The organism is Leclercia adecarboxylata (genome assembly GCF_006171285.1).
Taxonomy (GTDB): domain Bacteria; phylum Pseudomonadota; class Gammaproteobacteria; order Enterobacterales; family Enterobacteriaceae; genus Enterobacter; species Enterobacter barmai.
Genome location: NZ_CP040889.1, coordinates 2,958,677 through 2,983,778 on the forward strand (window position 1 = coordinate 2,958,677; position 25,102 = coordinate 2,983,778).

At 54.7% G+C, this 25,102-nt stretch carries 24 protein-coding genes; 22 read left to right on the top strand and 2 right to left on the bottom strand.

Annotated features, from left to right (window positions below; translation table 11 throughout):
* The first annotated feature begins 83 nt into the window (after window positions 1-83).
* From tsf to tilS, 19 genes are all read left to right on the top strand, one after another.
* Window positions 84-935, top strand: a complete 852-nt coding sequence (gene tsf, locus FHN83_RS15865) for a translation elongation factor Ts (RefSeq protein ID WP_039030310.1) — start codon at window positions 84-86, stop codon at window positions 933-935.
* Between the two features lie 150 nt (window positions 936-1,085).
* On the top strand, window positions 1,086-1,811 hold the full coding sequence (pyrH, locus tag FHN83_RS15870) for a UMP kinase (protein ID WP_032616613.1): 726 nt from the start codon (window positions 1,086-1,088) through the stop codon (window positions 1,809-1,811).
* A gap of 168 nt (window positions 1,812-1,979) precedes the next feature.
* Complete coding sequence (gene frr, locus FHN83_RS15875) at window positions 1,980-2,537, top strand: ribosome recycling factor (protein WP_039030309.1); 558 nt, start codon at window positions 1,980-1,982, stop codon at window positions 2,535-2,537.
* A gap of 92 nt (window positions 2,538-2,629) precedes the next feature.
* Window positions 2,630-3,829, top strand: a complete 1,200-nt coding sequence (gene ispC / locus FHN83_RS15880) for a 1-deoxy-D-xylulose-5-phosphate reductoisomerase (RefSeq protein ID WP_039030308.1) — start codon at window positions 2,630-2,632, stop codon at window positions 3,827-3,829.
* Between the two features lie 185 nt (window positions 3,830-4,014).
* Window positions 4,015-4,773 (top strand): (2E,6E)-farnesyl-diphosphate-specific ditrans,polycis-undecaprenyl-diphosphate synthase, encoded by a 759-nt coding sequence (gene ispU / locus FHN83_RS15885; protein ID WP_039030307.1) that lies wholly within the window; start codon window positions 4,015-4,017, stop codon window positions 4,771-4,773.
* 12 nt (window positions 4,774-4,785) lie between these two features.
* On the top strand, window positions 4,786-5,643 hold the full coding sequence (gene cdsA / locus FHN83_RS15890; RefSeq protein ID WP_039030306.1) for a phosphatidate cytidylyltransferase: 858 nt from the start codon (window positions 4,786-4,788) through the stop codon (window positions 5,641-5,643).
* An 11-nt stretch (window positions 5,644-5,654) separates the two neighbouring features.
* Window positions 5,655-7,007 carry a sigma E protease regulator RseP gene (rseP, locus tag FHN83_RS15895; RefSeq protein ID WP_039030305.1) on the top strand — a complete coding sequence of 451 codons (1,353 nt, stop codon included), beginning with the start codon at window positions 5,655-5,657 and terminating at the stop codon, window positions 7,005-7,007.
* A 29-nt stretch (window positions 7,008-7,036) separates the two neighbouring features.
* The gene (bamA, locus tag FHN83_RS15900; protein WP_039030304.1) at window positions 7,037-9,454 is read left to right on the top strand and encodes an outer membrane protein assembly factor BamA; all 2,418 of its coding nucleotides are present in this window, start codon (window positions 7,037-7,039) and stop codon (window positions 9,452-9,454) included.
* Between the two features lie 118 nt (window positions 9,455-9,572).
* Complete coding sequence (gene skp / locus FHN83_RS15905; RefSeq protein WP_039030303.1) at window positions 9,573-10,067, top strand: molecular chaperone Skp; 495 nt, start codon at window positions 9,573-9,575, stop codon at window positions 10,065-10,067.
* 3 nt (window positions 10,068-10,070) lie between these two features.
* Window positions 10,071-11,096 (top strand): UDP-3-O-(3-hydroxymyristoyl)glucosamine N-acyltransferase, encoded by a 1,026-nt coding sequence (gene lpxD, locus FHN83_RS15910; protein WP_039030302.1) that lies wholly within the window; start codon window positions 10,071-10,073, stop codon window positions 11,094-11,096.
* Window positions 11,097-11,198: 102 nt separating this feature from the next.
* Entirely contained in the window at window positions 11,199-11,654 is a 456-nt protein-coding gene (gene fabZ, locus FHN83_RS15915) for a 3-hydroxyacyl-ACP dehydratase FabZ (protein ID WP_007373234.1), read from the top strand.
* Between the two features lie 3 nt (window positions 11,655-11,657).
* Entirely contained in the window at window positions 11,658-12,446 is a 789-nt protein-coding gene (lpxA, locus tag FHN83_RS15920; RefSeq protein WP_032616625.1) for an acyl-ACP--UDP-N-acetylglucosamine O-acyltransferase, read from the top strand.
* On the top strand, window positions 12,446-13,594 hold the full coding sequence (lpxB, locus tag FHN83_RS15925; RefSeq protein ID WP_139564357.1) for a lipid-A-disaccharide synthase: 1,149 nt from the start codon (window positions 12,446-12,448) through the stop codon (window positions 13,592-13,594). The genes lpxA and lpxB overlap by 1 nt, the downstream gene beginning before the upstream one ends.
* Window positions 13,591-14,187, top strand: a complete 597-nt coding sequence (gene rnhB, locus FHN83_RS15930) for a ribonuclease HII (protein ID WP_039030300.1) — start codon at window positions 13,591-13,593, stop codon at window positions 14,185-14,187. The genes lpxB and rnhB overlap by 4 nt, the downstream gene beginning before the upstream one ends.
* A 34-nt stretch (window positions 14,188-14,221) precedes the next feature.
* A complete protein-coding gene (gene dnaE / locus FHN83_RS15935) occupies window positions 14,222-17,704 on the top strand; it encodes a DNA polymerase III subunit alpha (protein ID WP_139564358.1) in 3,483 nt (1,160 codons plus the stop codon).
* 12 nt (window positions 17,705-17,716) lie between these two features.
* Window positions 17,717-18,676: an acetyl-CoA carboxylase carboxyl transferase subunit alpha gene (accA, locus tag FHN83_RS15940; protein ID WP_039030298.1), complete on the top strand. Its 960-nt coding sequence runs from the start codon at window positions 17,717-17,719 to the stop codon at window positions 18,674-18,676.
* Between the two features lie 100 nt (window positions 18,677-18,776).
* Entirely contained in the window at window positions 18,777-20,915 is a 2,139-nt protein-coding gene (locus tag FHN83_RS15945; protein WP_139564359.1) for a lysine decarboxylase LdcC, read from the top strand.
* A gap of 59 nt (window positions 20,916-20,974) precedes the next feature.
* Window positions 20,975-21,364: a VOC family protein gene (locus FHN83_RS15950; protein ID WP_039030296.1), complete on the top strand. Its 390-nt coding sequence runs from the start codon at window positions 20,975-20,977 to the stop codon at window positions 21,362-21,364.
* A 62-nt stretch (window positions 21,365-21,426) separates the two neighbouring features.
* A complete protein-coding gene (tilS, locus tag FHN83_RS15955; protein WP_139564360.1) occupies window positions 21,427-22,719 on the top strand; it encodes a tRNA lysidine(34) synthetase TilS in 1,293 nt (430 codons plus the stop codon).
* Between the two features lie 28 nt (window positions 22,720-22,747).
* Here tilS and rof read toward each other — a convergent pair whose 3' ends face one another.
* Entirely contained in the window at window positions 22,748-23,008 is a 261-nt protein-coding gene (gene rof, locus FHN83_RS15960; RefSeq protein ID WP_039030294.1) for a Rho-binding antiterminator, read from the bottom strand.
* Entirely contained in the window at window positions 22,995-23,195 is a 201-nt protein-coding gene (locus tag FHN83_RS15965; protein WP_139564361.1) for a YaeP family protein, read from the bottom strand. The genes rof and FHN83_RS15965 overlap by 14 nt, the downstream gene beginning before the upstream one ends.
* Before the next feature lie 198 nt (window positions 23,196-23,393).
* On the opposite strand from FHN83_RS15965, the gene FHN83_RS15970 reads away from it, so the two are divergent.
* The 3 genes from FHN83_RS15970 to nlpE are packed head-to-tail and all read left to right on the top strand — an operon-like array spanning window position 23,394 to window position 25,083.
* Window positions 23,394-23,939, top strand: a complete 546-nt coding sequence (locus tag FHN83_RS15970) for a YaeQ family protein (protein ID WP_139564362.1) — start codon at window positions 23,394-23,396, stop codon at window positions 23,937-23,939.
* Window positions 23,936-24,358, top strand: coding sequence for an alternative ribosome rescue aminoacyl-tRNA hydrolase ArfB (gene arfB / locus FHN83_RS15975; RefSeq protein ID WP_039030291.1), 423 nt, complete (start codon window positions 23,936-23,938; stop codon window positions 24,356-24,358). Before FHN83_RS15970 ends, arfB begins: the two co-directional genes overlap by 4 nt.
* A gap of 26 nt (window positions 24,359-24,384) precedes the next feature.
* Window positions 24,385-25,083 (top strand): envelope stress response activation lipoprotein NlpE, encoded by a 699-nt coding sequence (gene nlpE, locus FHN83_RS15980; protein ID WP_139564363.1) that lies wholly within the window; start codon window positions 24,385-24,387, stop codon window positions 25,081-25,083.
* The last annotated feature ends 19 nt before the right edge of the window (window positions 25,084-25,102 follow it).

The window sequence follows — 25,102 nt, forward strand, 5'->3', positions numbered from 1 at the left end:
TAGGGGCCCATTATCGGCCCCTTTTTTCAATTTATACTGTTTGGCCGCTGGCCGGGCAGTTCACATCTCCCGAGGATTTAAGAATGGCTGAAATTACCGCATCCCTGGTAAAAGAGCTGCGTGAGCGTACTGGCGCAGGCATGATGGATTGCAAAAAAGCGCTGACTGAAGCAAACGGCGACATCGAGCTGGCAATCGAAAACATGCGTAAATCCGGTGCGATCAAAGCAGCTAAGAAAGCAGGCAACGTTGCTGCTGACGGCGTGATCATCACTAAGATCGACGGCACCTACGGCATCATTCTGGAAGTTAACTGCCAGACTGACTTCGTTGCTAAAGATGGCGGTTTCCAGGCATTTGCTAACAAAGTTCTGGACGCAGCTATTGCTGGCAAAATCACTGACGTTGAAGTTCTGAAAGCACAGTTCGAAGAAGAACGTGTTGCTCTGGTTGCTAAAATCGGTGAGAACATCAACATCCGTCGCGTTTCTTCTCTGGAAGGCGACGTTCTGGGTTCATACCAGCACGGCGCACGTATCGGTGTTCTGGTTGCTGCTAAAGGCGCTGACGAAGAGCTGGTTAAACAGCTGGCAATGCACATCGCTGCAAGCAAACCAGAATTCGTTAAGCCAGAAGACGTGTCTGCTGAAGTAGTAGAAAAAGAGTACCAGGTTCAGCTGGACATCGCCATGCAGTCTGGCAAGCCAAAAGAAATCGCAGAGAAAATGGTTGAAGGCCGCATGAAGAAATTCACCGGCGAAGTTTCTCTGACTGGCCAGCCATTCGTTATGGATCCAAGCAAAACTGTTGCTCAGCTGCTGAAAGAGCACAACGCTGACGTAACTGGCTTCATCCGCTTCGAAGTGGGCGAAGGCATCGAGAAAGTTGAGACTGACTTCGCAGCAGAAGTTGCTGCAATGTCCAAGCAGTCTTAATCAGCGAAAAGAAGCCGCCTGAGGGCGGCTTCTTTTTGTGTACGTCTGTGTAAATCAGCCAGGCGCCTATAGAGTCTGTGTTGAATTGCGATATAACATGTCGCCAGAATTAACCCCCATCTTAATCGTTGACAGTCCCAGGAAAGAAATATGGCTACCAATGCAAAACCCGTTTACAAACGCATTCTGCTTAAGCTGAGTGGCGAAGCGCTGCAGGGGTCGGAAGGCTTCGGTATTGACGCAAGCATCCTTGACCGCATGGCGCAGGAGATCAAAGAACTGGTTGAACTGGGCATCCAGGTTGGCGTAGTCATTGGCGGTGGTAACCTTTTCCGTGGCGCAGGTCTGGCAAAAGCCGGCATGAACCGCGTTGTGGGCGATCACATGGGTATGCTGGCAACGGTCATGAATGGCCTGGCAATGCGTGATGCCCTGCATCGTGCCTATGTGAATGCGCGCCTGATGTCCGCTATTCCGCTGAATGGCGTATGTGATAACTACAGCTGGGCCGAAGCGATCAGCCTGCTGCGCAATAACCGCGTGGTGATCCTCTCCGCCGGTACGGGTAATCCGTTCTTTACGACCGACTCCGCAGCCTGCCTGCGCGGTATCGAAATCGAAGCCGATGTGGTACTGAAAGCCACCAAAGTGGATGGCGTGTTTACTGCCGATCCGGCAAAAGATCCTGCTGCAACCATGTACGATCAGCTGACCTACAGCGAAGTACTGGATAAAGAGCTGAAAGTGATGGATCTTGCCGCCTTCACGCTGGCCCGCGACCACAAATTGCCGATTCGTGTCTTCAACATGAACAAGCCTGGCGCACTGCGCCGCGTTGTTATGGGCGAAAAAGAAGGCACTTTGATCACGGAGTAATTTCCGTTGACGATAAATACAGGTAAGATTCCGCTCTACATTGTAGTGATATCTTACCTGGACGCGCCTTTGGCGTTGTCATGAATTAAACGCGACTATACTTAGCACACCTGTAGCAGCTGTGCTGGCGGATAGTCTGCCTGAGACAAGTTTTCAAGGATTCGTAACGTGATTAACGACATCAGAAAAGATGCTGAAGTACGCATGGACAAATGTGTAGAAGCGTTCAAAACCCAAATCAGCAAAATTCGTACTGGCCGTGCTTCTCCAAGCCTGCTGGATGGCATCGTCGTGGAATACTACGGTACGCCAACGCCGCTGCGTCAGTTGGCGCAGGTTACGGTTGAAGATACCCGTACGCTGAAAATCAACGTGTTCGACCGCTCTATGGGTCCGGCCGTTGAGAAAGCGATCATGGCGTCCGATCTGGGTCTGAACCCAAGCTCAGCAGGCACCGATATTCGCGTTCCGCTGCCACCGCTGACCGAAGAGCGTCGTAAAGACCTGATCAAAGTGGTTCGTGGTGAAGCCGAGCAGGGCCGTGTTTCCGTGCGTAACGTTCGTCGTGACGCGAACGATAAAGTAAAGGCGCTGCTGAAAGAGAAAGAGATCAGTGAAGACGACGATCGCCGTTCTCAGGACGACGTTCAGAAACTGACTGATGCCGCTATCAAGAAAATTGACGCGGCGCTGGCAGAAAAAGAAGCAGAGCTGATGCAGTTCTGATTTCTGTCGTAATCTGATAAAACGCCGTACAGAAGGCCTTTGGGCTTTGCTGGCGGCGTTTTGCTTTTCTGGTTCACTATTCCGGGCATCTCATGAAGCAATTAACTCTCCTTGGCTCGACCGGCTCCATTGGTTGCAGCACTCTCGATGTTGTTCGCCATAACCCAGACCACTACGCGGTGGCCGCCCTTGTCGCAGGCAAAAATGTTCACCGTATGGTGGAACAGTGTCTGGAGTTTACCCCGCGCTATGCGGTGATGGATGATGAAGCGAGCGCCCGGCAGGTTAAGGCGTTGCTGGTGGAGAAGGGGAGTCGCACCGAGGTGTTAAGCGGGCCAGAGGCTGCCTGCGAAATGGCCGCGCTGGATGACGTCGACCAGGTAATGGCCGCTATCGTGGGTGCGGCGGGACTGCTGCCGACGCTTGCCGCCATCGATGCCGGAAAATCCGTTTTGCTGGCAAACAAAGAGTCGCTGGTGACCTGTGGCCGCCTGTTTATGGACGCCGTGAAGCGCAATGGCGCGCGACTTTTGCCGGTAGATAGCGAACATAACGCGATTTTTCAGAGTTTACCGCAACCGTTTCAGGAGAACCTGGGGTACGCTGATCTCGAGCAGAATGGCGTCTCTTCTATCCTGCTTACCGGGTCTGGTGGCCCGTTCCGTGACATACCGCTGTCTGAACTGGTCTCAATGACCCCGGATCAGGCATGCCGTCACCCGAACTGGTCGATGGGGCGTAAAATTTCCGTTGATTCGGCCACCATGATGAATAAAGGTCTGGAATATATTGAAGCCCGCTGGTTGTTCAACGCCTCGGCAGCGCAGATGGAAGTGTTGATTCACCCGCAGTCGGTGATCCACTCCATGGTACGTTATCGTGATGGCAGCGTGATGGCACAGTTAGGTGAACCCGATATGCGTACGCCTATCGCCCATACCATGGCCTGGCCGAACCGCGTGCTTTCAGGCGTTAAGCCGCTCGATTTCTGTAAGCTGAGTGCGCTGACGTTCAGTGCGCCTGATTATCAGCGCTATCCGTGCCTGAAGCTGGCGATGGAAGCCTTCGAGCAGGGGCAGGCGGCAACGACCGCACTCAACGCGGCGAACGAAATCGCTGTCGCCGCCTTCCTCGATAATCGGATCCGCTTTACCGATATCGCTACGCTGAACCTGTCTGTTCTTGAGGCGATGGATTTACGCGAACCGCAAAGTGTGGATGACGTATTGACCGTCGATGCGAACGCCAGAGCCACGGCGCAAAAAGCGGTGACGCACCTCGCAAGCTGGTGATAATCCACCCGCAGGTGGTCATGCTATTTGTTAGCGTTGGGCTTCAGTGATATAGTCTGCGCCACCTGATTGCGGGTTGTTGACGTTACGTGGTCAGGTAAGCCGTGGTATGACACGGCTTTTTTACGTAAAGGCTTCAGTATTCCTGAGTACCGTTAAATCCTTTCAGGGACCAAAAACGCGTTATGTTGTCTGCGAACCAACCAATAAGCGAAAACTTGCCAGCTCATGGCTGTCGTCATGTAGCAATCATCATGGATGGCAATGGCCGCTGGGCGAAAAGACAAGGGAAGATCCGAGCCTTTGGGCATAAAGCTGGGGCAAAATCTGTGCGCCGCGCTGTTTCTTTTGCCGCCAATAACGGCATTGACGCGTTAACGCTCTATGCTTTCAGCAGTGAAAACTGGAATCGACCTGCGCAGGAAGTTAGCGCGTTGATGGAATTGTTCGTGTGGGCGCTCGACAGCGAAGTAAAAAGCCTGCACCGCCACAACGTTCGCCTGCGGATTATCGGCGATACCAGTCGTTTTAACTCACGTCTGCAGGAACGCATTCGTAAAGCGGAAGCATTAACCGGGCAAAACACCGGCTTAACGCTCAATATCGCGGCGAATTATGGCGGACGTTGGGATATTGTCCAGGGTGTGCGGCAATTGGCTGAACAGGTTCAGGAAGGGCTCATAAGGCCGGACCAGATTGATGAAGAGGCGCTGAGCAAGCAAATCTGCATGAGTGAACTGACACCCGTGGATTTAGTAATTAGGACAGGGGGAGAACATCGCATCAGTAACTTTTTGCTGTGGCAAATTGCCTATGCCGAACTTTACTTTACAGATGTTCTTTGGCCCGATTTTGATGAACAAGACTTTGAAGGTGCGCTGCATGCCTTTGCCAATCGAGAGCGTCGTTTCGGTGGTACCGAGCCTGGTGGCGACAACGCCTGATGGGGGTAGCTTTTGCTGAAGTATCGCCTGATTTCTGCGTTTGTTTTAATACCTGTTGTCATCGCAGCGCTGTTTTTACTGCCTCCGGTGGGATTTGCTATTGTCACACTGGTCGTCTGCATGCTGGCGGCGTGGGAATGGGGACAGCTTAGCGGCTTTACCTCGCGTTCCCAGCGGGTATGGCTGGCGGTGCTGTGCGGCCTGATGCTGGCGCTGATGCTCTTTATGCTGCCAGAGTACCATCACAATATTCATCAGCCGATCATTGCAGGTTCGCTCTGGCTTTCGCTAGGATGGTGGCTGGCAGCGTTGCTGCTGGTGCTTTTCTATCCGGGCTCTGCCTCGCTGTGGCGTAACTCTAAAGTGTTGCGCCTCTGTTTTGGGCTGTTCACCATCGTTCCTTTCTTCTGGGGAATGCTTGCCCTCCGTACCTGGCACTACGACGACAACCCTTACAGCGGCGCGTTATGGCTGCTCTATGTCATGATTCTCGTCTGGGGGGCTGACTCTGGCGCCTATATGTTTGGTAAACTGTTTGGCAAACATAAACTGGCCCCGAAGGTCTCCCCGGGTAAAACCTGGCAGGGCTTTATCGGCGGTCTGTTTACGGCGGCGATTATCTCCTGGGGTTATGGTGTATGGGCCAACCTCGAGGTCGCACCGGCAACATTACTGGTCTGTTCAATCGTTGCAGCGCTGGCTTCCGTGCTGGGTGATTTGACCGAGAGTATGTTTAAGCGTGAAGCAGGGATCAAAGACAGTGGCAATCTCATTCCAGGGCACGGCGGTATCCTGGATCGCATAGACAGCCTGACGGCAGCAGTTCCCGTGTTTGCCTGCCTGTTTTTACTGGTGTTTGGGACGATTTAACGGAAGGTTTTATGCTTAGCATTCTCTGGAATCTGGCGGCGTTCATTGTTGCACTGGGTGTACTAATCACGGTGCATGAATTTGGCCATTTCTGGGTTGCTCGGCGCTGTGGCGTGCGTGTTGAGCGCTTTTCCATTGGCTTTGGTAAAGCGCTCTGGCGTCGTAACGACCGCCACGGCACAGAATTTGTTATTGCCCTCATCCCCTTAGGCGGCTACGTCAAAATGCTGGATGAACGCGTAGAGCCGGTTGCGCCTGAAGTGCGCCACTACGCGTTCAACAACAAAACGGTTGGCCAGCGCGCCGCTATTATTGCTGCCGGTCCGGTTGCAAACTTCATCTTCGCCATCTTTGCTTACTGGCTGGTGTTTATCATCGGTGTCCCTGGTGTTCGTCCGGTTGTTGGTGAAATTACGCCCAACTCCATCGCGGCAAGCGCGCAAATTAATCCGGGCATGGAACTTAAAGCAATTGATGGTATCGAAACCCCTGATTGGGATGCCGTTCGGTTGCAACTGGTGGCTAAAATTGGCGATGAGAAGACGACCGTCAGCGTGTCGCCTTTCGGTTCTGACCAGCGTCAGGACAAAATTCTGGATTTACGCCACTGGACCTTTGAGCCGGATAAAGAAGATCCCGTTGCGGCATTAGGCATTCGGCCACGTGGCGCACAGATTGAACCGGTGCTGGCAGAAGTCCAGGCTGATTCAGCGGCGCGTAAAGCAGGTTTGCAAGCAGGCGACAGGATCGTTAAAGTCGATGGTCAGCCTTTAACGCAATGGATGACTTTTGTTACTCTGGTGCGCGATAACCCAGGTACGCCACTGGCGCTGGAGATAGAAAGGCAGGGGAGTCCGCTCTCCTTAACGTTGATTCCGGATACCAAACCGGGCGGCGGTAAGGCTGAAGGGTTCGCAGGCGTGGTGCCTAAAGTGATCCCGCTGCCTGATGAGTACAAGACAATACGCCAGTATGGGCCGTTCAGCGCCATCCTTGAAGCCACGGATAAAACATGGCAACTGATGAAGCTGACCGTGCAGATGCTGGGTAAATTGATTACCGGTGACGTAAAACTGAACAACCTCAGTGGGCCGATCTCGATCGCTCAGGGGGCTGGGATGTCAGCAGAGTTCGGGGTGATTTACTATCTGATGTTTTTGGCGCTCATTAGCGTAAACCTCGGGATAATCAACCTGTTCCCACTTCCCGTCTTAGACGGGGGTCATCTGCTGTTTTTAGCGATAGAGAAGCTAAAAGGCGGGCCGGTATCCGAGCGAGTTCAAGACTTTAGTTATCGCATTGGTTCGATTTTACTGGTGCTGTTAATGGGGCTTGCACTTTTCAATGATTTCTCTCGGTTGTAAGAGAGTGTTAGGAAGAACGCATAATAACGATGGCGATGAAAAAGTTGCTCATAGCGTCGCTGCTGTTTAGCAGCGCGACCGTATACGGTGCTGACGGGTTCGTAGTGAGAGATATTCATTTCGAAGGCCTTCAGCGAGTCGCCGTTGGTGCGGCCCTCCTCAGTATGCCAGTGCGCCCAGGCGACACGGTTAATGATGAAGACATTAGTAATACCATTCGCGCCCTGTTTGCCACCGGCAACTTCGAGGACGTACGCGTTCTGCGCGATGGTGATACGCTGCTCGTTCAGGTAAAAGAGCGTCCGACAATTGCCAGCATCACCTTCTCCGGCAACAAGTCGGTGAAAGACGATATGCTCAAGCAGAACCTTGAGGCCTCTGGCGTCCGTGTCGGCGAATCCCTGGATCGCACCACCCTGTCTGATATCGAGAAAGGGCTGGAAGATTTCTACTACAGCGTCGGTAAATACAGCGCGAGCGTAAAAGCGGTTGTGACGCCACTGCCGCGTAACCGTGTCGATCTGAAACTGGTCTTCCAGGAAGGTGTTTCCGCGAAGATTCAGCAGATCAACATCGTGGGTAACCACGCGTTCAGCACCGATGAACTGATCTCAACGTTCCAGCTGCGTGACGAAGTGCCGTGGTGGAACGTGGTGGGCGACCGTAAATACCAGAAACAGAAACTGGCGGGCGATCTCGAGACCCTGCGCAGCTACTATCTGGACCGTGGTTATGCCCGTTTCAACATCGACTCGACTCAGGTTAGCCTGACGCCGGACAAGAAGGGTATCTACATCACGGTCAACATTACCGAAGGCGATCAGTACAAGCTTTCAGGTGTTGAAGTGAGTGGCAACCTGGCGGGTCACTCTGCTGAGATCGAAAGCCTGACCAAATTGCAGCCGGGTGAACTCTATAGCGGTTCGAAAGTGACCAAAATGGAAGACGGCATTAAAAAGCTGCTCGGCCGTTATGGTTATGCTTACCCGCGCGTTCAGACCCAGCCTGAAATCAACGATACGGATAAAACCGTTAAGCTCCACGTTAACGTCGATGCGGGCAACCGTTTCTACGTGCGTAAGATCCGCTTTGAGGGTAACGATACCTCCAAAGATGCCGTACTGCGCCGCGAAATGCGCCAGATGGAAGGAGCCTGGCTGGGCAGCGACCTGGTCGATCAGGGTAAAGAGCGTCTGAACCGTCTGGGCTACTTCGAAACGGTTGATACCGACACCCAGCGTGTTCCAGGTAAACCGGATCAGGTCGACGTCGTTTACAAGGTTAAAGAGCGTAACACCGGTAGCTTTAACTTTGGTGTCGGTTACGGCACAGAGAGTGGTGTCAGCTTCCAGGTGGGCGTACAGCAGGATAACTGGTTAGGTACAGGTTACTCCGTCGGTATCAACGGAACCAAAAACGACTACCAGACTTACTCTGAACTCTCCGTGACAAACCCTTACTTCACCGTTGATGGTGTGAGTCTGGGCGGTCGTATTTTCTATAACGACTTTAAAGCGGATGATGCGGACCTGTCTTCGTATACCAACAAAAGTTACGGCTTAGACGGTACGCTCGGATTCCCGATCAACGAATACAACACCCTGCGTGCGGGCTTAGGTTATGTGCATAACGACCTGTCCAACATGCAGCCGCAGGTGGCAATGTGGCGTTATCTGGACTCTATCGGACAGCCTGCCAGCACCTCGAATGATGACAACGGCTTTGCCGCCGATGACTTCACCTTCAACTATGGCTGGACGTACAACCGCCTCGACCGTGGTTTCTTCCCGACCGAAGGTTCGCGCGTCAACCTGAACGGTAAAGTGACAATCCCGGGCTCGGATAACGAGTTCTACAAGGTTACGCTGGATACTGCGTCCTACTTCCCGATCGACGAAGATCATAAATGGGTGGTTCTGGGTCGTACGCGTTGGGGTTACGGCGATGGCTTAGGTGGCAAAGAACTGCCATTCTATGAGAACTTCTACGCCGGTGGTTCCAGCACCGTACGTGGCTTCCAGTCCAATAACATTGGTCCGAAAGCGGCCTACTACGGCGGCAACGACGAAGATAACTGCGATAAGGCGTCTTCTAGCGAAGTATGTAGCTCTGATGATGCAGTGGGCGGTAACGCCATGGGTGTCGCCAGCCTGGAGTTTATTACTCCTACGCCGTTCATCAGCGATAAGTATGCCAATTCCGTACGTACCTCGTTCTTCCTGGATGCAGGTACCGTATGGGATACTAACTGGCAGAATACGGCTGAAACGAGAGCTGCGGGCATTCCTGACTACAGCGATCCGAGCAATATTCGTATGTCTGCCGGTCTCGCACTACAATGGATGTCACCGCTGGGGCCGTTGGTCTTCTCCTACGCCCAGCCGTTTAAGAAATACGAGGGAGACAAAGCGGAGCAGTTCCAGTTTAACATTGGTAAAACCTGGTAATTGTCCGTTGCAACGGAATGCGTTGGCAGTGTAGCGCTGACAACTGGCGATCGCAGGATCGCCTTGCCACGCAAAGAACGGTACCCTCGGGTACCAATGGGATGGTAAGGAGTTAATTGTGAAAAAGTGGTTATTAGCTGCAGGTCTCGGTTTAGCGATGGCAACTTCTGCTCAGGCAGCGGACAAAATTGCAATCGTCAATATGGGTAACTTGTTCCAGCAGGTTGCGCAGAAAACCGGTGTTTCTGCCAAGCTGGAAGGCGAGTTCAAAAGCCGTGCAAGCGAACTGCAGGGTATGGAAAACGATCTGCAATCCAAAATGCAGCGTCTGCAGCGCGATGGTTCTACCATGAAAGCGAGCGACCGCAGCAAGCTGGAAAAAGACGTAATGGCTCAGCGTCAGACTTTCTCTCAGAAAGCGCAAGCTTTTGAGCAGGATCGTCAGCGTCGTTCTAACGAAGAACGCGGCAAGCTGGTTACCCGTATCCAGTCCGCTGTGAAAGCTGTTGCTGCCGATCAGAGCATCGATCTGGTTGTTGATGCTAATGCCGTTGCATTCAACAGCAGCGATGTTAAAGACATCACCGCTGATGTCCTGAAACAGGTTAAATAAGTAATGCCTTCAATTCGACTCGCTGATTTAGCTCAGCAGTTGGATGCAGAATTACACGGTGATGGCGATATCGTCATCACCGCTGTTGCGTCCATGCAATCTGCTAAAGCAGGCAATATCACCTTCATGGTAAGCCCGAAGTACCGTGAACATCTGGCCCTTTGCCAGGCGTCTGCTGTCGTCATGACGCAGGACGATTTGCCGTTTGCCGCAGGTGCTGCGCTGGTAGTGAAGAACCCCTACCTGACGTATGCCCGTATGGCACAAATTCTGGATACCACGCCGCAGCCGGCGCAAAACATCGCACCCAGTGCGGTGATTGACCCGACGGCGAAGCTGGGTAACAACGTATCAATTGGTGCAAATGCGGTTATCGAATCAGACGTGGTGCTGGGCGATAACGTGGTGATTGGTGCCGGTTGCTTCGTCGGTAAAAAAACAAAAATTGGTGCAGGCTCTCGCCTGTGGGCCAATGTCTCCGTATATCATGAGATCGAAATTGGCGAAAATTGCCTGATCCAGTCCAGCACCGTCATCGGTTCGGATGGTTTCGGTTATGCCAACGATCGTGGTAACTGGATTAAGATCCCGCAACTTGGCCGGGTGATCATCGGTGATCGCGTCGAAATCGGCGCCTGCACGACAATTGACCGTGGTGCGCTTGATGATACGATTATCGGTAATGGTGTTATCATCGATAACCAGTGCCAGATTGCACATAACGTTGTGATTGGCGACAATACTGCGGTTGCCGGTGGCGTTATTATGGCTGGCAGCCTGAAGATTGGCCGTTACTGTATGATTGGCGGTGCCAGCGTAATTAACGGGCATATGGAAATATGCGACAAGGTCACGGTTACCGGTATGGGCATGGTTATGCGTCCTATCACCGAACCGGGCGTCTACTCCTCAGGTATTCCGTTGCAGCCTAACAAGGTGTGGCGTAAAACTGCCGCCCTGGTGATGAATATTGATGATATGAGTAAGCGCCTCAAGGCCATTGAGCGCAAAATCGATCAACAAGACTAAGCGTTCACCCGTTTAACGCACACTTCCCGGCCTGTCGGCTTTCTTATAAACCGGCAGGCCGTGTTATTATTGCCATTCAGATATTTTGACAGGAAGAGTATTTTGACTACTGACACTCATACTCTGCATATTGAAGAGATTTTAGAACTTCTGCCGCACCGCTACCCGTTTTTGCTGGTAGACCGTGTGCTGGATTTTGAAGAAGGTCGTTTTCTGCGCGCAGTGAAAAATGTTTCTGTAAACGAGCCATTCTTCCAGGGGCATTTCCCTGGGAAGCCTATCTTCCCGGGCGTATTGATCCTGGAAGCGATGGCTCAGGCTACCGGTATTCTGGCGTTTAAAAGCGTTGGTAAACTGGAGCCGGGTGAGCTGTATTACTTCGCAGGTATCGACGAAGCGCGCTTCAAGCGCCCGGTTGTGCCTGGTGATCAGATGATCATGGAAGTGACTTTTGAAAAAACGCGTCGCGGCCTGACTCGCTTCAAAGGCGTAGCTCTGGTTGACGGCAAAGTTGTTTGCGAAGCTACCATGATGTGTGCGCGTAGCCGGGAGGCCTGATACGTGATTGATAAAACCGCCTTTATTCATCCAACCGCCATTGTGGAAGAGGGTGCCGTTATCGGCGCTAACGTCCACATTGGTCCATTTTGTATTGTTGGACCCCATGTCGAAATTGGTGAGGGTACCGTACTGAAATCTCACGTCGTTGTGAATGGTCATACGACCATTGGCCGCGACAACGTGATCTATCAGTTCGCCTCCATCGGTGAAGTTAACCAGGATCTGAAATATGCTGGCGAACCAACCCGTGTGGAAATTGGCGATCGTAACCGCATTCGCGAAAGCGTCACCATTCATCGTGGCACAGTACAGGGTGGTGAGTTGACGAAGGTGGGCAGCGATAACCTGTTTATGGTCAACGCGCACATCGCGCATGACTGTACCGTTGGTAACCGCTGTATTCTCGCCAACAATGCAACGCTGGCGGGACACGTATCAGTTGACGATCATGCCATCATTGGCGGCATGACCGCAGTCCATCAGTTCTGCATCATTGGTGCGCACGTGATGGTCGGCGGCTGCTCCGGCGTGGCGCAGGACGTCCCGCCGTATGTGATTGCGCAGGGTAACCATGCGACGCCGTTTGGCGTTAACATCGAAGGCCTTAAGCGTCGCGGTTTCAGCCGTGAAGCGATTATGGCAATCCGTAACGCCTACAAGCAGTTGTACCGTAACGGTAAAACGCTGGAAGAGGCTAAGCCGGAAATTGCCGAACTGGCGAAACAGCATCCTGAGGTGAACGCGTTCGTGGAGTTCTTCGCACGCTCAACTCGTGGTCTGATTCGTTAATGGTTGATAGTCGCCCGCTTACGATCGCCCTTGTCGCCGGAGAAACCTCCGGCGATATTCTTGGTGCAGGTCTGATTCGAGCGCTCAAAGCGCGCGTTCCCAATGCGCGCTTTGTCGGCGTTGCCGGTCCATTGATGCAGGCTGAAGGATGTGAAGCCTGGTACGAAATGGAAGAGCTGGCGGTGATGGGCATCGTTGAGGTGCTGGGTCGCCTGCGCCGGTTACTGCATATCCGCGCCGATCTGACGCGTCGTTTTACCGAGCTTCAGCCCGATGTGTTTGTGGGTATTGATGCACCTGATTTCAATATTACCCTCGAAGGTAATCTGAAAAAGCAGGGGATCAAAACCATCCACTATGTCAGTCCGTCCGTCTGGGCGTGGCGACAGAAACGCGTTTTCAAAATAGGCAGATCGACGAATCTGGTACTGGCCTTCCTGCCTTTCGAAAAAGCGTTTTACGATAAATTCAACGTTCCGTGCCGCTTTATCGGTCACACCATGGCCGATGCCATGCCGCTTGATCCCGATAAAAATGCCGCACGTGACCAGCTTGGCATTCCGCATGACGCTCACTGTCTGGCCCTGCTGCCGGGGAGCCGGGGTGCAGAAGTGGAAATGCTCAGCGCTGATTTTCTGAAAACCGCGCAAATCCTGCGTCAGACTTATCCTGACCTGGAAGTGGTCGTGCCGCTGGTAAATGCCAAACGCCGCGAGCAGTTTGAGCGCATTAAGGCAGAGGTTGCACCCGACCTGCATGTTCATCTTTTAGATGGCAAAGGTCGTGAAGCGATGGTGGCCAGCGATGCCGCCTTGCTGGCATCGGGCACTGCTGCGCTGGAGTGCATGCTGGCGAAATGCCCGATGGTCGTAGGTTATCGTATGAAGCCCTTTACCTTCTGGCTGGCAAAACGGCTGGTGAAAACCGATTACGTCTCCCTGCCCAACCTGCTTGCCCGCCGCGAGCTGGTGAAAGAGCTGCTGCAGGATGAGTGCGAGCCGCAGGCCTTAGCCGCTGCGCTGCTGCCGCTGCTGGCAGACGGCAAAACCAGCCACGAAATGCATGACACATTCCGGAAACTGCATCAGCAGATCCGCTGCAATGCCGACGAGCAGGCAGCTGACGCGGTGCTGGAGTTAGCGAAATGATGGAATTTGTTTACCCTCACACCCATCTGGTGGCGGGTGTGGATGAAGTAGGACGTGGCCCGCTGGTGGGGGCAGTTGTGACTGCCGCGGTGATCCTCGATCCTGCCCGGCCGATAATCGGTCTGAATGATTCGAAGAAATTATCCGAAAAGCGCCGCCTGGCGTTATTCGATGAAATCAAAGAGAAAGCACTGTCCTGGAGCGTTGGGCGTGCGGAACCGCATGAGATCGACGAGCTGAACATTCTGCATGCCACTATGCTGGCGATGCAGCGTGCCGTAGCCGGGCTGAGCGTGGTGCCGGAGTATGTGCTGATTGACGGTAATCGTTGTCCGGCGCTGCCCATGCCGTCGTTGGCGGTGGTAAAGGGCGACAGCCGGGTAGCCGAAATCAGCGCCGCCTCGATCATCGCTAAAGTCACGCGCGATGCCGAAATGGCCGCGCTGGATCTCACTTATCCCCTGTATGGCTTTGCCCAGCATAAGGGGTATCCTACCCCTTTCCATCTGGAAAGACTGGCAGAACACGGCGCAACTGAGCACCACCGCCGCAGTTTTGGACCGGTAAAACGCGCACTGGGACTGATGTCCTGAATCAAGACGCCAATAAGTAACGCGGAATCTGAAGATGGCTGAACCACGTTTCGTACACCTGCGGGTGCACAGCGACTATTCCATGATTGATGGGCTGGCGAAAACCGGGCCGCTGGTGAAAAAGGCGGCCGCGCTTGGCATGCCTGCGCTGGCGATCACCGACTTCACTAACCTGTGCGGTCTGGTGAAGTTCTACGGAACGGCGCACGGCGCAGGAATGAAGCCGGTGATTGGTGCCGATTTTCACCTTCAGAGCGAACTGCTCGCCGATGAAATGACGCAAATCACCGTCCTGGCGATGAATAACACCGGCTACCAGAACCTGACGCTGCTGATCTCCCGTGCCTATCAGCGGGGCTACGGCCCGCAGGGCCCATGGATCGATCGCGAGTGGCTGGCGGAGCTGAATGAAGGGTTGCTGCTTATCTCCGGTGGCCGGATGGGCGACATCGGCAGATGTCTGTTGCGCGGCAACACCGCGCTGGTGGAGCAGTGCGTCGATTTTTATAAAGAGTACTTCCCGGATCGCTTCTATCTGGAGCTGATCCGCACCGGCCGTCCGGATGAAGAAAACTATCTGCACGCCGCGGTGGCGCTTGCAGAGGAGCAAGGGTTGCCCGTTGTGGCGTCCAACGACGTGCGCTTCATCAATGCCGACGATTTTGACGCCCATGAAATTCGCGTCGCAATCCACGATGGCTTTACCCTCGACGATCCGAAACGTCCGCGCAACTATTCGCCGCAGCAATATATGCGCAGCGAAGAGGAGATGTGCGAGCTGTTTTCCGATATCCCGGAAGCGCTGGAGAACAGCGTAGAGATCGCGAAACGCTGTAACGTCACCGTCCGTCTGGGCGAATACTTCCTGCCGCAGTTCCCGACCGGCGACATGACCACCGAAGACTTCCTGGTCATGAAATCGAAAGAGGGTCTGGAAGAGCGTCTTGAATTCCTCTTCCCGGATCCGGCCGTTCGCGCCGAGAAGCGCCCGGAATATGATGAACGTCTGGATATTGAACTCCAGGTGATCAACCAGATGGGGTTCCCCGGCTACTTCCTGATCGTTATGGAGTTTATCCAGTGGTCGAAGGATAACGGCGTGCCGGTAGGACCGGGCCGTGGTTCCGGTGCCGGCTCGCTGGTGGCCTATGCGCTGAAAATTACCGATCTCGATCCGCTGGAATTTGACCTCCTGTTCGAACGCTTCCTGAACCCGGAACGTGTCTCGATGCCTGACTTCGACGTTGACTTCTGTATGGAGAAACGCGACCAGGTTATTGAACACGTGGCGGACATGTACGGTCGTGACGCGGTATCGCAGATCATTACCTTTGGTACCATGGCGGCAAAAGCGGTTATCCGCGACGTGGGCCGCGTACTGGGGCATCCGTACGGCTTTGTCGATCGCATCTCGAAGCTGGTGCCACCCGATCCGGGCATGACCCTGGCGAAAGCGTTCGAAGCGGAACCGCAGCTGCCGGAGATCTACGAGGCGGACGAAGAGGTCAAAGCGCTGATCGACATGGCGCGCAAGCTGGAAGGGGTCACCCGTAACGCCGGTAAACACGCCGGTGGCGTGGTTATTGCCCCGACCAAAATCACCGACTTTGCGCCGCTCTACTGCGACGAAACCGGCTCGCACCCGGTCACCCAGTTCGACAAGAACGACGTGGAATACGCGGGTCTGGTGAAGTTTGACTTCCTCGGCCTGCGTACGCTCACCATCATCGACTGGGCGCTGAAGATGATCAACCCGCGCCGGGCCAAACAGGGCCTGGAGCCGATTGATATCGCCGCGATCCCGCTGGATGACAAGAAAAGCTTTGATATGCTGCAGCGCTCGGAGACCACGGCGGTCTTCCAGCTTGAATCCCGCGGCATGAAAGATCTGATCAAGCGCCTGCAGCCTGACTGCTTCGAAGATATGATCGCCCTTGTGGCACTGTTCCGTCCGGGGCCGCTGCAGTCAGGGATGGTAGATAACTTTATTGACCGTAAGCACGGCCGTGAAGAGCTCTCCTATCCGGATGTGCAGTGGCAGCACGAAAGCCTGAAACCGGTACTGGAGCCGACCTACGGCATCATCCTGTATCAGGAACAGGTTATGCAGATTGCCCAGGTGCTCTCTGGCTACACCCTGGGCGGCGCGGACATGCTGCGTCGTGCGATGGGTAAGAAAAAGCCGGAAGAGATGGCCAAGCAGCGCGGCACCTTCGAAGAAGGGGCGAAGAAAAACGGCGTTGACGGCGAACTGGCGATGAAAATCTTCGATCTGGTAGAGAAATTCGCCGGATACGGGTTCAACAAGTCACACTCCGCAGCCTACGCGCTGGTCTCCTATCAAACGCTGTGGTTGAAGGCGCACTACCCGGCAGAGTTTATGGCCGCGGTGATGACCGCCGATATGGACAACACCGAGAAGGTGGTCGGTCTGGTGGACGAGTGCTGGCGCATGGGGCTGAAAATCCTGCCGCCGGACATCAACTCCGGGCAGTACCATTTCCACGTCAATGATGACGGCGAGATCGTTTACGGTATCGGCGCGATTAAAGGCGTGGGTGAAGGCCCGATTGAAGCCATCATCGAAGCCCGTAATCAGGGCGGCTATTTCCGCGAGCTGTTTGACCTGTGCGCCCGCACCGATATCAAAAAGCTTAACCGCCGGGTGCTGGAAAAGCTGATTATGTCCGGGGCGTTTGACCGTCTCGGGCCGCATCGCGCGGCGCTGATGAACTCGCTGGCCGATGCGCTGAAGGCCGCCGACCAGCACTCAAAAGCCGAAGCCATTGGTCAGGCTGATATGTTCGGCGTGCTGGCCGAAGAGCCGGAGCAGATTGAACAGTCGTATGCCAGCTGTCAGCCGTGGCCGGAACAGACGGTGCTGGATGGCGAGCGCGAAACTCTGGGTCTTTACCTGACCGGGCACCCGATCAATCAGTACATTAAAGAAATTGAGCGCTATGTCGGAGGCTACCGGCTGAAAGACATGCATCCGACAGAACGTGGTAAGATTACCACGGCTGCGGGGCTCGTCATTGCCGCGAGGGTTATGGTCACCAAGCGCGGCAATCGTATCGGCATCTGTACGCTGGATGACCGTTCCGGGCGGCTGGAGGTGATGTTATTCACCGACGCTCTGGATAAATATCAGCAGTTGCTGGAAAAAGACCGCATACTTATCGTCAGCGGACAGGTCAGCTTTGATGACTTCAGCGGGGGGCTTAAAATGACCGCCCGCGAAGTGATGGACATTGACGAAGCCCGGGAAAAATATGCTCGCGGGCTTGCTATCTCGCTGACGGACAGGCAAATTGATGACCAGCTTTTAAACCGACTCCGTCAGTCTCTGGAACCCCACCGCTCGGGGACCATTCCAGTACATCTCTACTATCAGAGGGCGGATGCGCGTGCACGGTTGCGCTTTGGTGCGTCGTGGCGTGTCTCTCCGAGCGATCGTTTACTTAACGATCTCCGTGGCCTCATTGGTTCGGAGCAGGTGGAACTGGAGTTTGACTAATACAGGAATACTATGAGTCTGAATTTCCTTGATTTCGAACAGCCGATTGCAGAGCTGGAAGCGAAAATCGATTCTCTGACTGCCGTGGGCCGTCAGGATGAAAAACTGGATATTAACATCGACGAAGAAGTGCATCGTCTGCGTGAAAAAAGCGTAGAACTGACGCGCAAAATCTTTGCCGATCTCGGCGCATGGCAGGTAGCCCAACTGGCTCGCCATCCTCAGCGTCCGTACACCCTGGATTATGTCCGCCTGGCGTTTGATGAATTCGACGAACTGGCAGGTGACCGCGCATACGCTGACGATAAAGCTATCGTTGGCGGTATTGCTCGTCTCGACGGTCGTCCGGTGATGATCATTGGCCACCAGAAAGGGCGCGAAACTAAAGAAAAAATTCGCCGCAACTTCGGTATGCCAGCACCAGAAGGCTACCGTAAAGCCCTGCGTCTGATGGAGATGGCCGAGCGTTTCAACATGCCGATTATCACCTTTATCGACACCCCAGGTGCTTACCCGGGCGTGGGCGCTGAAGAGCGCGGCCAGTCTGAAGCCATTGCCCGCAACCTGCGTGAAATGTCGCGTCTGAGTGTACCGGTTATCTGTACCGTTATCGGTGAAGGTGGCTCCGGTGGTGCGCTGGCGATTGGCGTGGGCGATAAAGTGAATATGCTGCAGTACAGCACCTATTCCGTTATCTCTCCGGAAGGTTGCGCGTCCATTCTGTGGAAAAGCGCCGACAAAGCGCCGCTGGCTGCGGAAGCGATGGGCATTATCGCCCCGCGCCTGAAAGAGCTGAAGCTGATCGATACCGTTATCCCGGAACCGCTGGGTGGCGCGCATCGTAAGCCGGAAGTTATGGCCGCGTCCCTGAAGGCGCAGCTGCTGGCTGACCTCGCAGACCTCGACGTGCTGAGCAAAGAAGATCTGCTGAACCGTCGTTATCAGCGTCTGATGAGCTACGGCTACGCATAAGCTACGCAATAATCTTAAAAGCCGCACAGTGTTGCGGCTTTTTTTATACCCGTTGTTTACCTCAACTATGCTTAGCTAATGTTTTTCAAGGAGGTAAACCGTGAACATCATTGCCATTATGGGGCCGCACGGCGTCTTTTATAAAGACGAACCCATCAAGGAGCTGGAGCAGGCGCTGGCATCGCGCGGGTTTCAACTTATCTGGCCGCAGAACAGCGCCGACCTACTGAAGTTTATCGAACATAACCCCCGTATCTGCGGCGTCATTTTCGACTGGGACGAGTACGATCTGGAATTATGCAGCGACATCAACCAGCTCAACGAATACCTGCCGCTGTACGCCTTTATCAATACCCACTCCACGATGGACGTCAGCGCCCATGATATGCGGATGGCGCTGTGGTTCTTTGAGTATTCCCTGGGGATTGCAGAGGATATTGCTAGCCGCATTCAGCAATACACCGGCGAATACCTGGATACCATCACCCCGCCGTTTACCCGCGCGCTTTTCACCTATGTGAAAGAGGGCAAGTATACCTTCTGTACGCCGGGGCACATGGCAGGGACGGCTTATCAGAAAAGCCCGGTGGGCTGCCTGTTCTATGATTTCTTTGGCGGGAACACCCTGAAAGCGGATGTGTCGATCTCGGTGACGGAGCTGGGATCGCTGCTGGATCATACCGGTCCGCATCTCGAGGCCGAAGAGTATATTGCCCGTACTTTTGGTGCCGAGCAGAGCTACATGGTGACCAACGGCACCTCGACATCGAACAAGATCGTCGGCATGTACGCCGCCCCCGATGGCAGCACTCTGCTTATCGATCGCAACTGCCACAAATCTCTGGCGCACCTGCTGATGATGAGCGATGTCGTTCCGCTCTGGCTGTCGCCCACGAGAAATGCTTTGGGCATTCTGGGCGGGATCCCGCGCCGGGAATTTTCCCATGCCGCCATTGAACGCAAAGTGGCTGCAGTCCCTGGAGCAAGTTGGCCGGTGCATGCGGTGATCACCAACTCCACCTACGACGGCCTGCTGTATAACACTAACTGGGTGAAACAGACCCTGGATGTGCCTTCAATCCATTTCGATTCGGCGTGGGTGCCCTATACCAATTTCCATCCGATCTATGCCGGTAAAAGCGGAATGAGCGGTGAGCGTCTGCCGGGAAAAGTGTTCTTTGAAACCCAGTCTACGCACAAAATGCTGGCGGCGTTTTCTCAGGCTTCGCTGATCCACATTAAAGGTGAGTACGACGAAGATACCTTCAACGAAGCCTTTATGATGCACACCACCACATCACCCAGCTATCCGCTGGTGGCCTCGATTGAAACCGCCGCGGCGATGCTGCGCGGCAATCCCGGTAAGCGCCTGATAAACCGCTCCGTTGAGCGCGCGCTGCATTTCCGTAAAGAGGTCCAGCGTCTAAAGGATGAGGCCGACGGCTGGTTCTTCGATATCTGGCAGCCGGACGAGATTGATGAAGCCGAATGCTGGCCTGTCGCACCGGGCGAGAGCTGGCATGGCTTTCGCGATGCCGATGCGGATCATATGTTCCTCGATCCGGTCAAAGTCACCATCCTGACGCCGGGAATGGACGAGCAGGGGGAAATGAGCGAAGAGGGGATCCCGGCGGCGCTGGTAGCTAAATTCCTCGATGAGCGCGGCGTGGTGGTCGAAAAAACCGGGCCGTATAACCTGCTGTTCCTGTTCAGTATCGGCATCGACAAAACCCGGGCGATGGGATTGCTGCGCGGGCTGATGGAGTTTAAGCGCGCCTACGATCTTAATTTGCGGGTCAGGAACATGCTGCCGGATCTCTATGCCGAGGATCCTGATTTTTACCGCAACATGCGCATTCAGGATCTGGCCAAAGGGATCCACAAGCTTATTCGTCAGCACGATCTGCCGCGGCTAATGCTACAGGCGTTTGATGTCCTGCCGGAGATGAAGCTCACCCCGCACCATGCCTGGCAGCGTCAGGTGAAAGGAGAAGTGGAAACGGTCGATCTGGAGGATCTGGTCGGGCGGGTCTCGGCCAATATGATCCTGCCTTATCCCCCCGGCGTGCCGCTGCTGATGCCCGGCGAGATGATCACCGAGAAGAGCAGGGCGGTGCTCGATTTCCTGCTCATGCTCTGCTCGATTGGCCGTCACTATCCAGGCTTCGAAACCGATATCCACGGCGCCAGACGGGATGAAAACGGCATCTATAGGGTACGGGTCTTAAAAGCGCCATGACCCCTTGCGCGGCACTGGGATTCGGATATAACGTTCAGGCACACCAATAAGGAGAGGCTATGCTGGGTTTAAAGCAGGTTCATCACATTGCAATTATTGCCACCGACTACGCCGTCAGTAAGGCGTTTTACTGCGATACGCTGGGTTTCACCCTGCAGAGCGAGTTTTATCGTGAAGAGCGTGATTCCTGGAAGGGTGACCTGGCGCTGAATGGTCAGTATGTCATTGAGCTGTTTTCGTTCCCTTTCCCGCCGGCGCGTCCATCCCGGCCTGAAGCCTGCGGTTTACGCCACCTGGCGTTCAGCGTGGATGACATCGACAGGGCGGTAGAACACCTTCAATCCCACGGCGTTAAGTGTGAAGCCATCCGTATCGATCCCTTCACCGGGAAGCGCTTCACCTTTTTCAACGATCCTGATGGCCTGCCGCTGGAGCTCTATCAGCAGTAACGCTTGCCTCGCCAGGGAATGCCCGGTAACGTGCCGGGCACCTTTCTGTATAAATGACGACGATGACCACAACCGAACTTCAGCGAGCCCTTCACCCTTACCGCCGACTGCTGGTGGGATTTAGCGGTGGCCTGGATTCCACGGTAATGCTGCATCAGCTCAAGCTCTGGCGTGAGCAGGAGCCCGGCCTCGAGCTGCGCGCTATCCATATTCATCACGGTCTGAGCCCGCACGCCGACAGCTGGGTCGCTCATTGCCAGCATCTCTGCCATGAATGGAATATCCCGCTGATCGTGGTCCGGGTGACGCTGGCAGAAGAGGGGCTGGGGCTCGAGGCGCAGGCGCGTAAAGCGCGTTATGCCGCCTTTACTGATGCCCTTCTGCCGGGCGAAGCGCTGGTGACGGCGCAACATCTCGACGATCAGTGTGAGACCTTCCTGCTGGCCCTGAAGCGCGGCAGCGGCCCGGCAGGGCTCTCTGCCATGCCCGCACGGGCGCGTTTTGCCGATACCGAACAGATCCGTCCCCTTCTCGGCGAGACGCGTGAATCGCTGCAGGCCTGGGCGCAGCGCTGGGATCTGCGCTGGATTGAGGACGAAAGCAACCAGGACGACAGCTACGACCGCAATTTTTTGCGCCTGCGCGTCCTGCCGCTGCTGGCAGAGCGCTGGCCGCATTTTGCAGAGGCCACGTCTCGCAGCGCCACGTTGTGCGCCGAGCAGGAGCAGTTGCTGGATGAGCTGCTGGCAGGCGAGCTAATGACATTGGTTTCGAAAGACGGGGCGCTGGCTATCGCACCGCTGCAGACGATGAGCGCGGTGCGTCGGGCTGCGCTTCTGCGCAGATGGCTGGCTCTTCACGGGGCGTTAATGCCGTCGCGCGCCATGCTTACTCGTCTCTGGGATGAGGTGGCGCTGGCCCGGGAAGATGCAACACCGCGACTGCGTTCTGGCGAAGGTGAAATCAGGCGCTTTCGGGGAGAGCTGTGGTGGGTGAAATACCATCCCTCTCTGGCTGAGCGCGTTATCGACTGGCCCTCTGTTCACCAGTCGCTGTGCCTGCCGGAAGGGCTGGGTAGGCTTTTCCTCAGCGCAGGCGGCAATCTCCGTCTGCCGCACCCGGATGAGCCGGTGACGGTGCGCTTTGGCGCCAGCGGCACGCTGCACATCGTCGGGCGAAACGGTGGTCGAAAGATCAAAAAAATCTGGCAGGAACTTAACGTTGCGCCCTGGCGTCGGGATACCACGCCATTGCTGTTTTACGGTGAAACGCTGGTGGCTGCTGCAGGTGTGTTTGTAACGCGGGAAGGGGCGGCTGAAGGGGAGCAGGGCGTACAGCTGGAATGGGAAACGTAACGGGCAGCAGGCTGCCCGTTACACAGGATCAGGACTCGCTCACCACAACGGTGCCGATTTCGGGATGGCTAAAGCTGGCAATTTTATCGAGACGCAGTTCGCGCGTTGCGCCACCGTCTTCCACGACCAGATACTCCACATTCTTTCGGGAAACCAGATCGTTAGCCTTTGCCTTCAGCACTTCGCCATCTTTTAACGCCAGCGTCAGAAGCAGGTGATGCTGGCAGGCGAGCTCGAGATTGTCGTAGTCATCGCAGTTAATTGGTTGGTATGTATCATTCATTGACATAATCGCTCACCAGTAAATTCGCAGCAGCATATGCTGCTTTTTCTCTGACCGATTCTGAAAGCGTGTCATCCGACGCCATTTCATTCAGAACTTTCAATACACAGCCCAACGCATCGGGGACATACCCCACATCGCCGCTGGCAATTTCCGCATACCGTTTGCGAATTAGCTCACAATAATTATTCACATCCCCTCCTGCCAGCGCACTGACTTTACTGTGAGATACCTTTAAGCCTACGAAGATAAACCCGGTTTAGCAAGGTGACTATACCATACTCATTTAAGCAATATCAGCAGGTTGATGTCAGAGACATTCTTAAGCCTGTAACAGCCTTTTGGCGGAGATTTCGCTACAATGCGCACCTGATTCGAAAGGAGTTCTCTCATGGCGCTTAAAGCGACAATTTACAAAGCCGCGGTCAATGTAGCGGATTTAGACCGCAATCAGTTTCTGGATGCGACATTGACGCTGGCGCGTCATCCCTCCGAAACGCAGGAGCGCATGATGCTGCGCCTGCTGGCATGGATTAAGTATGCCAATGAGCGTCTGCAGTTTACCCGTGGATTAAGCGCGGAAGACGAGCCGGAAGCCTGGCTACTCAACGATCATCTGGGCATCGATCTGTGGATTGAGCTGGGCCTGCCGGATGAACGTCGCATTAAGAAAGCCTGCACCCAGTCTGCTGAGGTGGCGCTCTTTACCTACAACAGCCGCGCAGCGGAGATCTGGTGGCAGCAGAACAAGAATAAGTGTGCCCAGTTCGACAACCTGTCCGTCTGGTACCTGGATGATGAACAGCTCGCTAACCTGAGTGCCTTTGCCGGAAGAACCATGAATTTACAGGCGACGATTCAGGATGGCGCCATCTGGTTGTCGGATGCTGAGAATAATCTGGAAATTCATCCGGAAGCCTGGCAGTCCCGGTCATGATTGTCCTGTCCCGAAGCGTCAGCCTTCCCGATCATGAAGTCGAGATCACCGCGATCCGCGCTCAGGGAGCCGGGGGCCAGCATGTGAATAAAACCTCAACGGCTATTCATCTGCGCTTTGACATTCGGGCCTCCAGCCTGCCAGAGTATTACAAAGAACGCCTGCTCGCCGCCAGCCATCATCTGATCACCAGTGACGGCGTGATTATCATCAAGGCGCAGGAGTACCGCAGCCAGGAGATGAATCGGGAAGCCGCGCTTGCCCGGCTGGTGGCGGTCATACAGGAGTTAACGGCAGTGCAAAAAAGCCGTCGGGCAACCCGCCCGACACGTGCATCGAAAGAGCGCCGTCTGGCTTCGAAATCACAAAAATCGACCGTCAAAGCACTGCGTGGCAAAGTTCGACGCCCTCAGGATTAACGGGTGGTTGAGATAAGGAATCTAAAGTGAAAACAGTGATATTTTCAGTGGTGGCAGCCAGCGCGCTGTTCGTCCTGATGGGGTGTCATAACCGTGCAGAGATGCAGGTTCTTGAGCCGACCCACGAAGAGGCGTTAAAACCGATGCAGCAGAGCTGGCGGGGCGTTTTACCCTGCGCCGACTGCGAAGGTATTGAGACCTCACTGTTCCTGGAAAAAGACGGTACCTGGGTAATGAATCAACATTATCAGGGGGCAAAAGCGCCTTCTTCTTTTGCCAGCTACGGCACCTGGGCGCGAACGGCCGATAAGCTGGTGCTGACGGATACGAAGGGCGAAAAGCGCTATTTCCGCGCCAAAGGCGAAGGGCTGGAGATGCTCGACATCCAGGGCAATCCCATAGAATCACAGTTTAACTACACCCTGGCACCGGTAACCGCTGCACTGCCGGCAACGCCGATGGCGATGCGCGGCATGTACTTCTATATGGCTGATGCGGCGATCTTTACCGATTGCGCCACCGGCAAAAAGGTGAGCGTGGCGAATAACGCCCAGCTGGAACGGGATTACGCGGCGGCGCGCGGGAGTGATACCAAACCGGTGCTGCTCACCGTCGACGGGCATTTTACCCTTGAGGCTAACCCGGACAGCGGCGAGCGAGTCAAAACGCTGGTACCGGACAGCGACGCCCGCTTTGAAGCAGGCAAAAATTGCGACAGCAAATAGCTGAAATAAAAAACCCCGC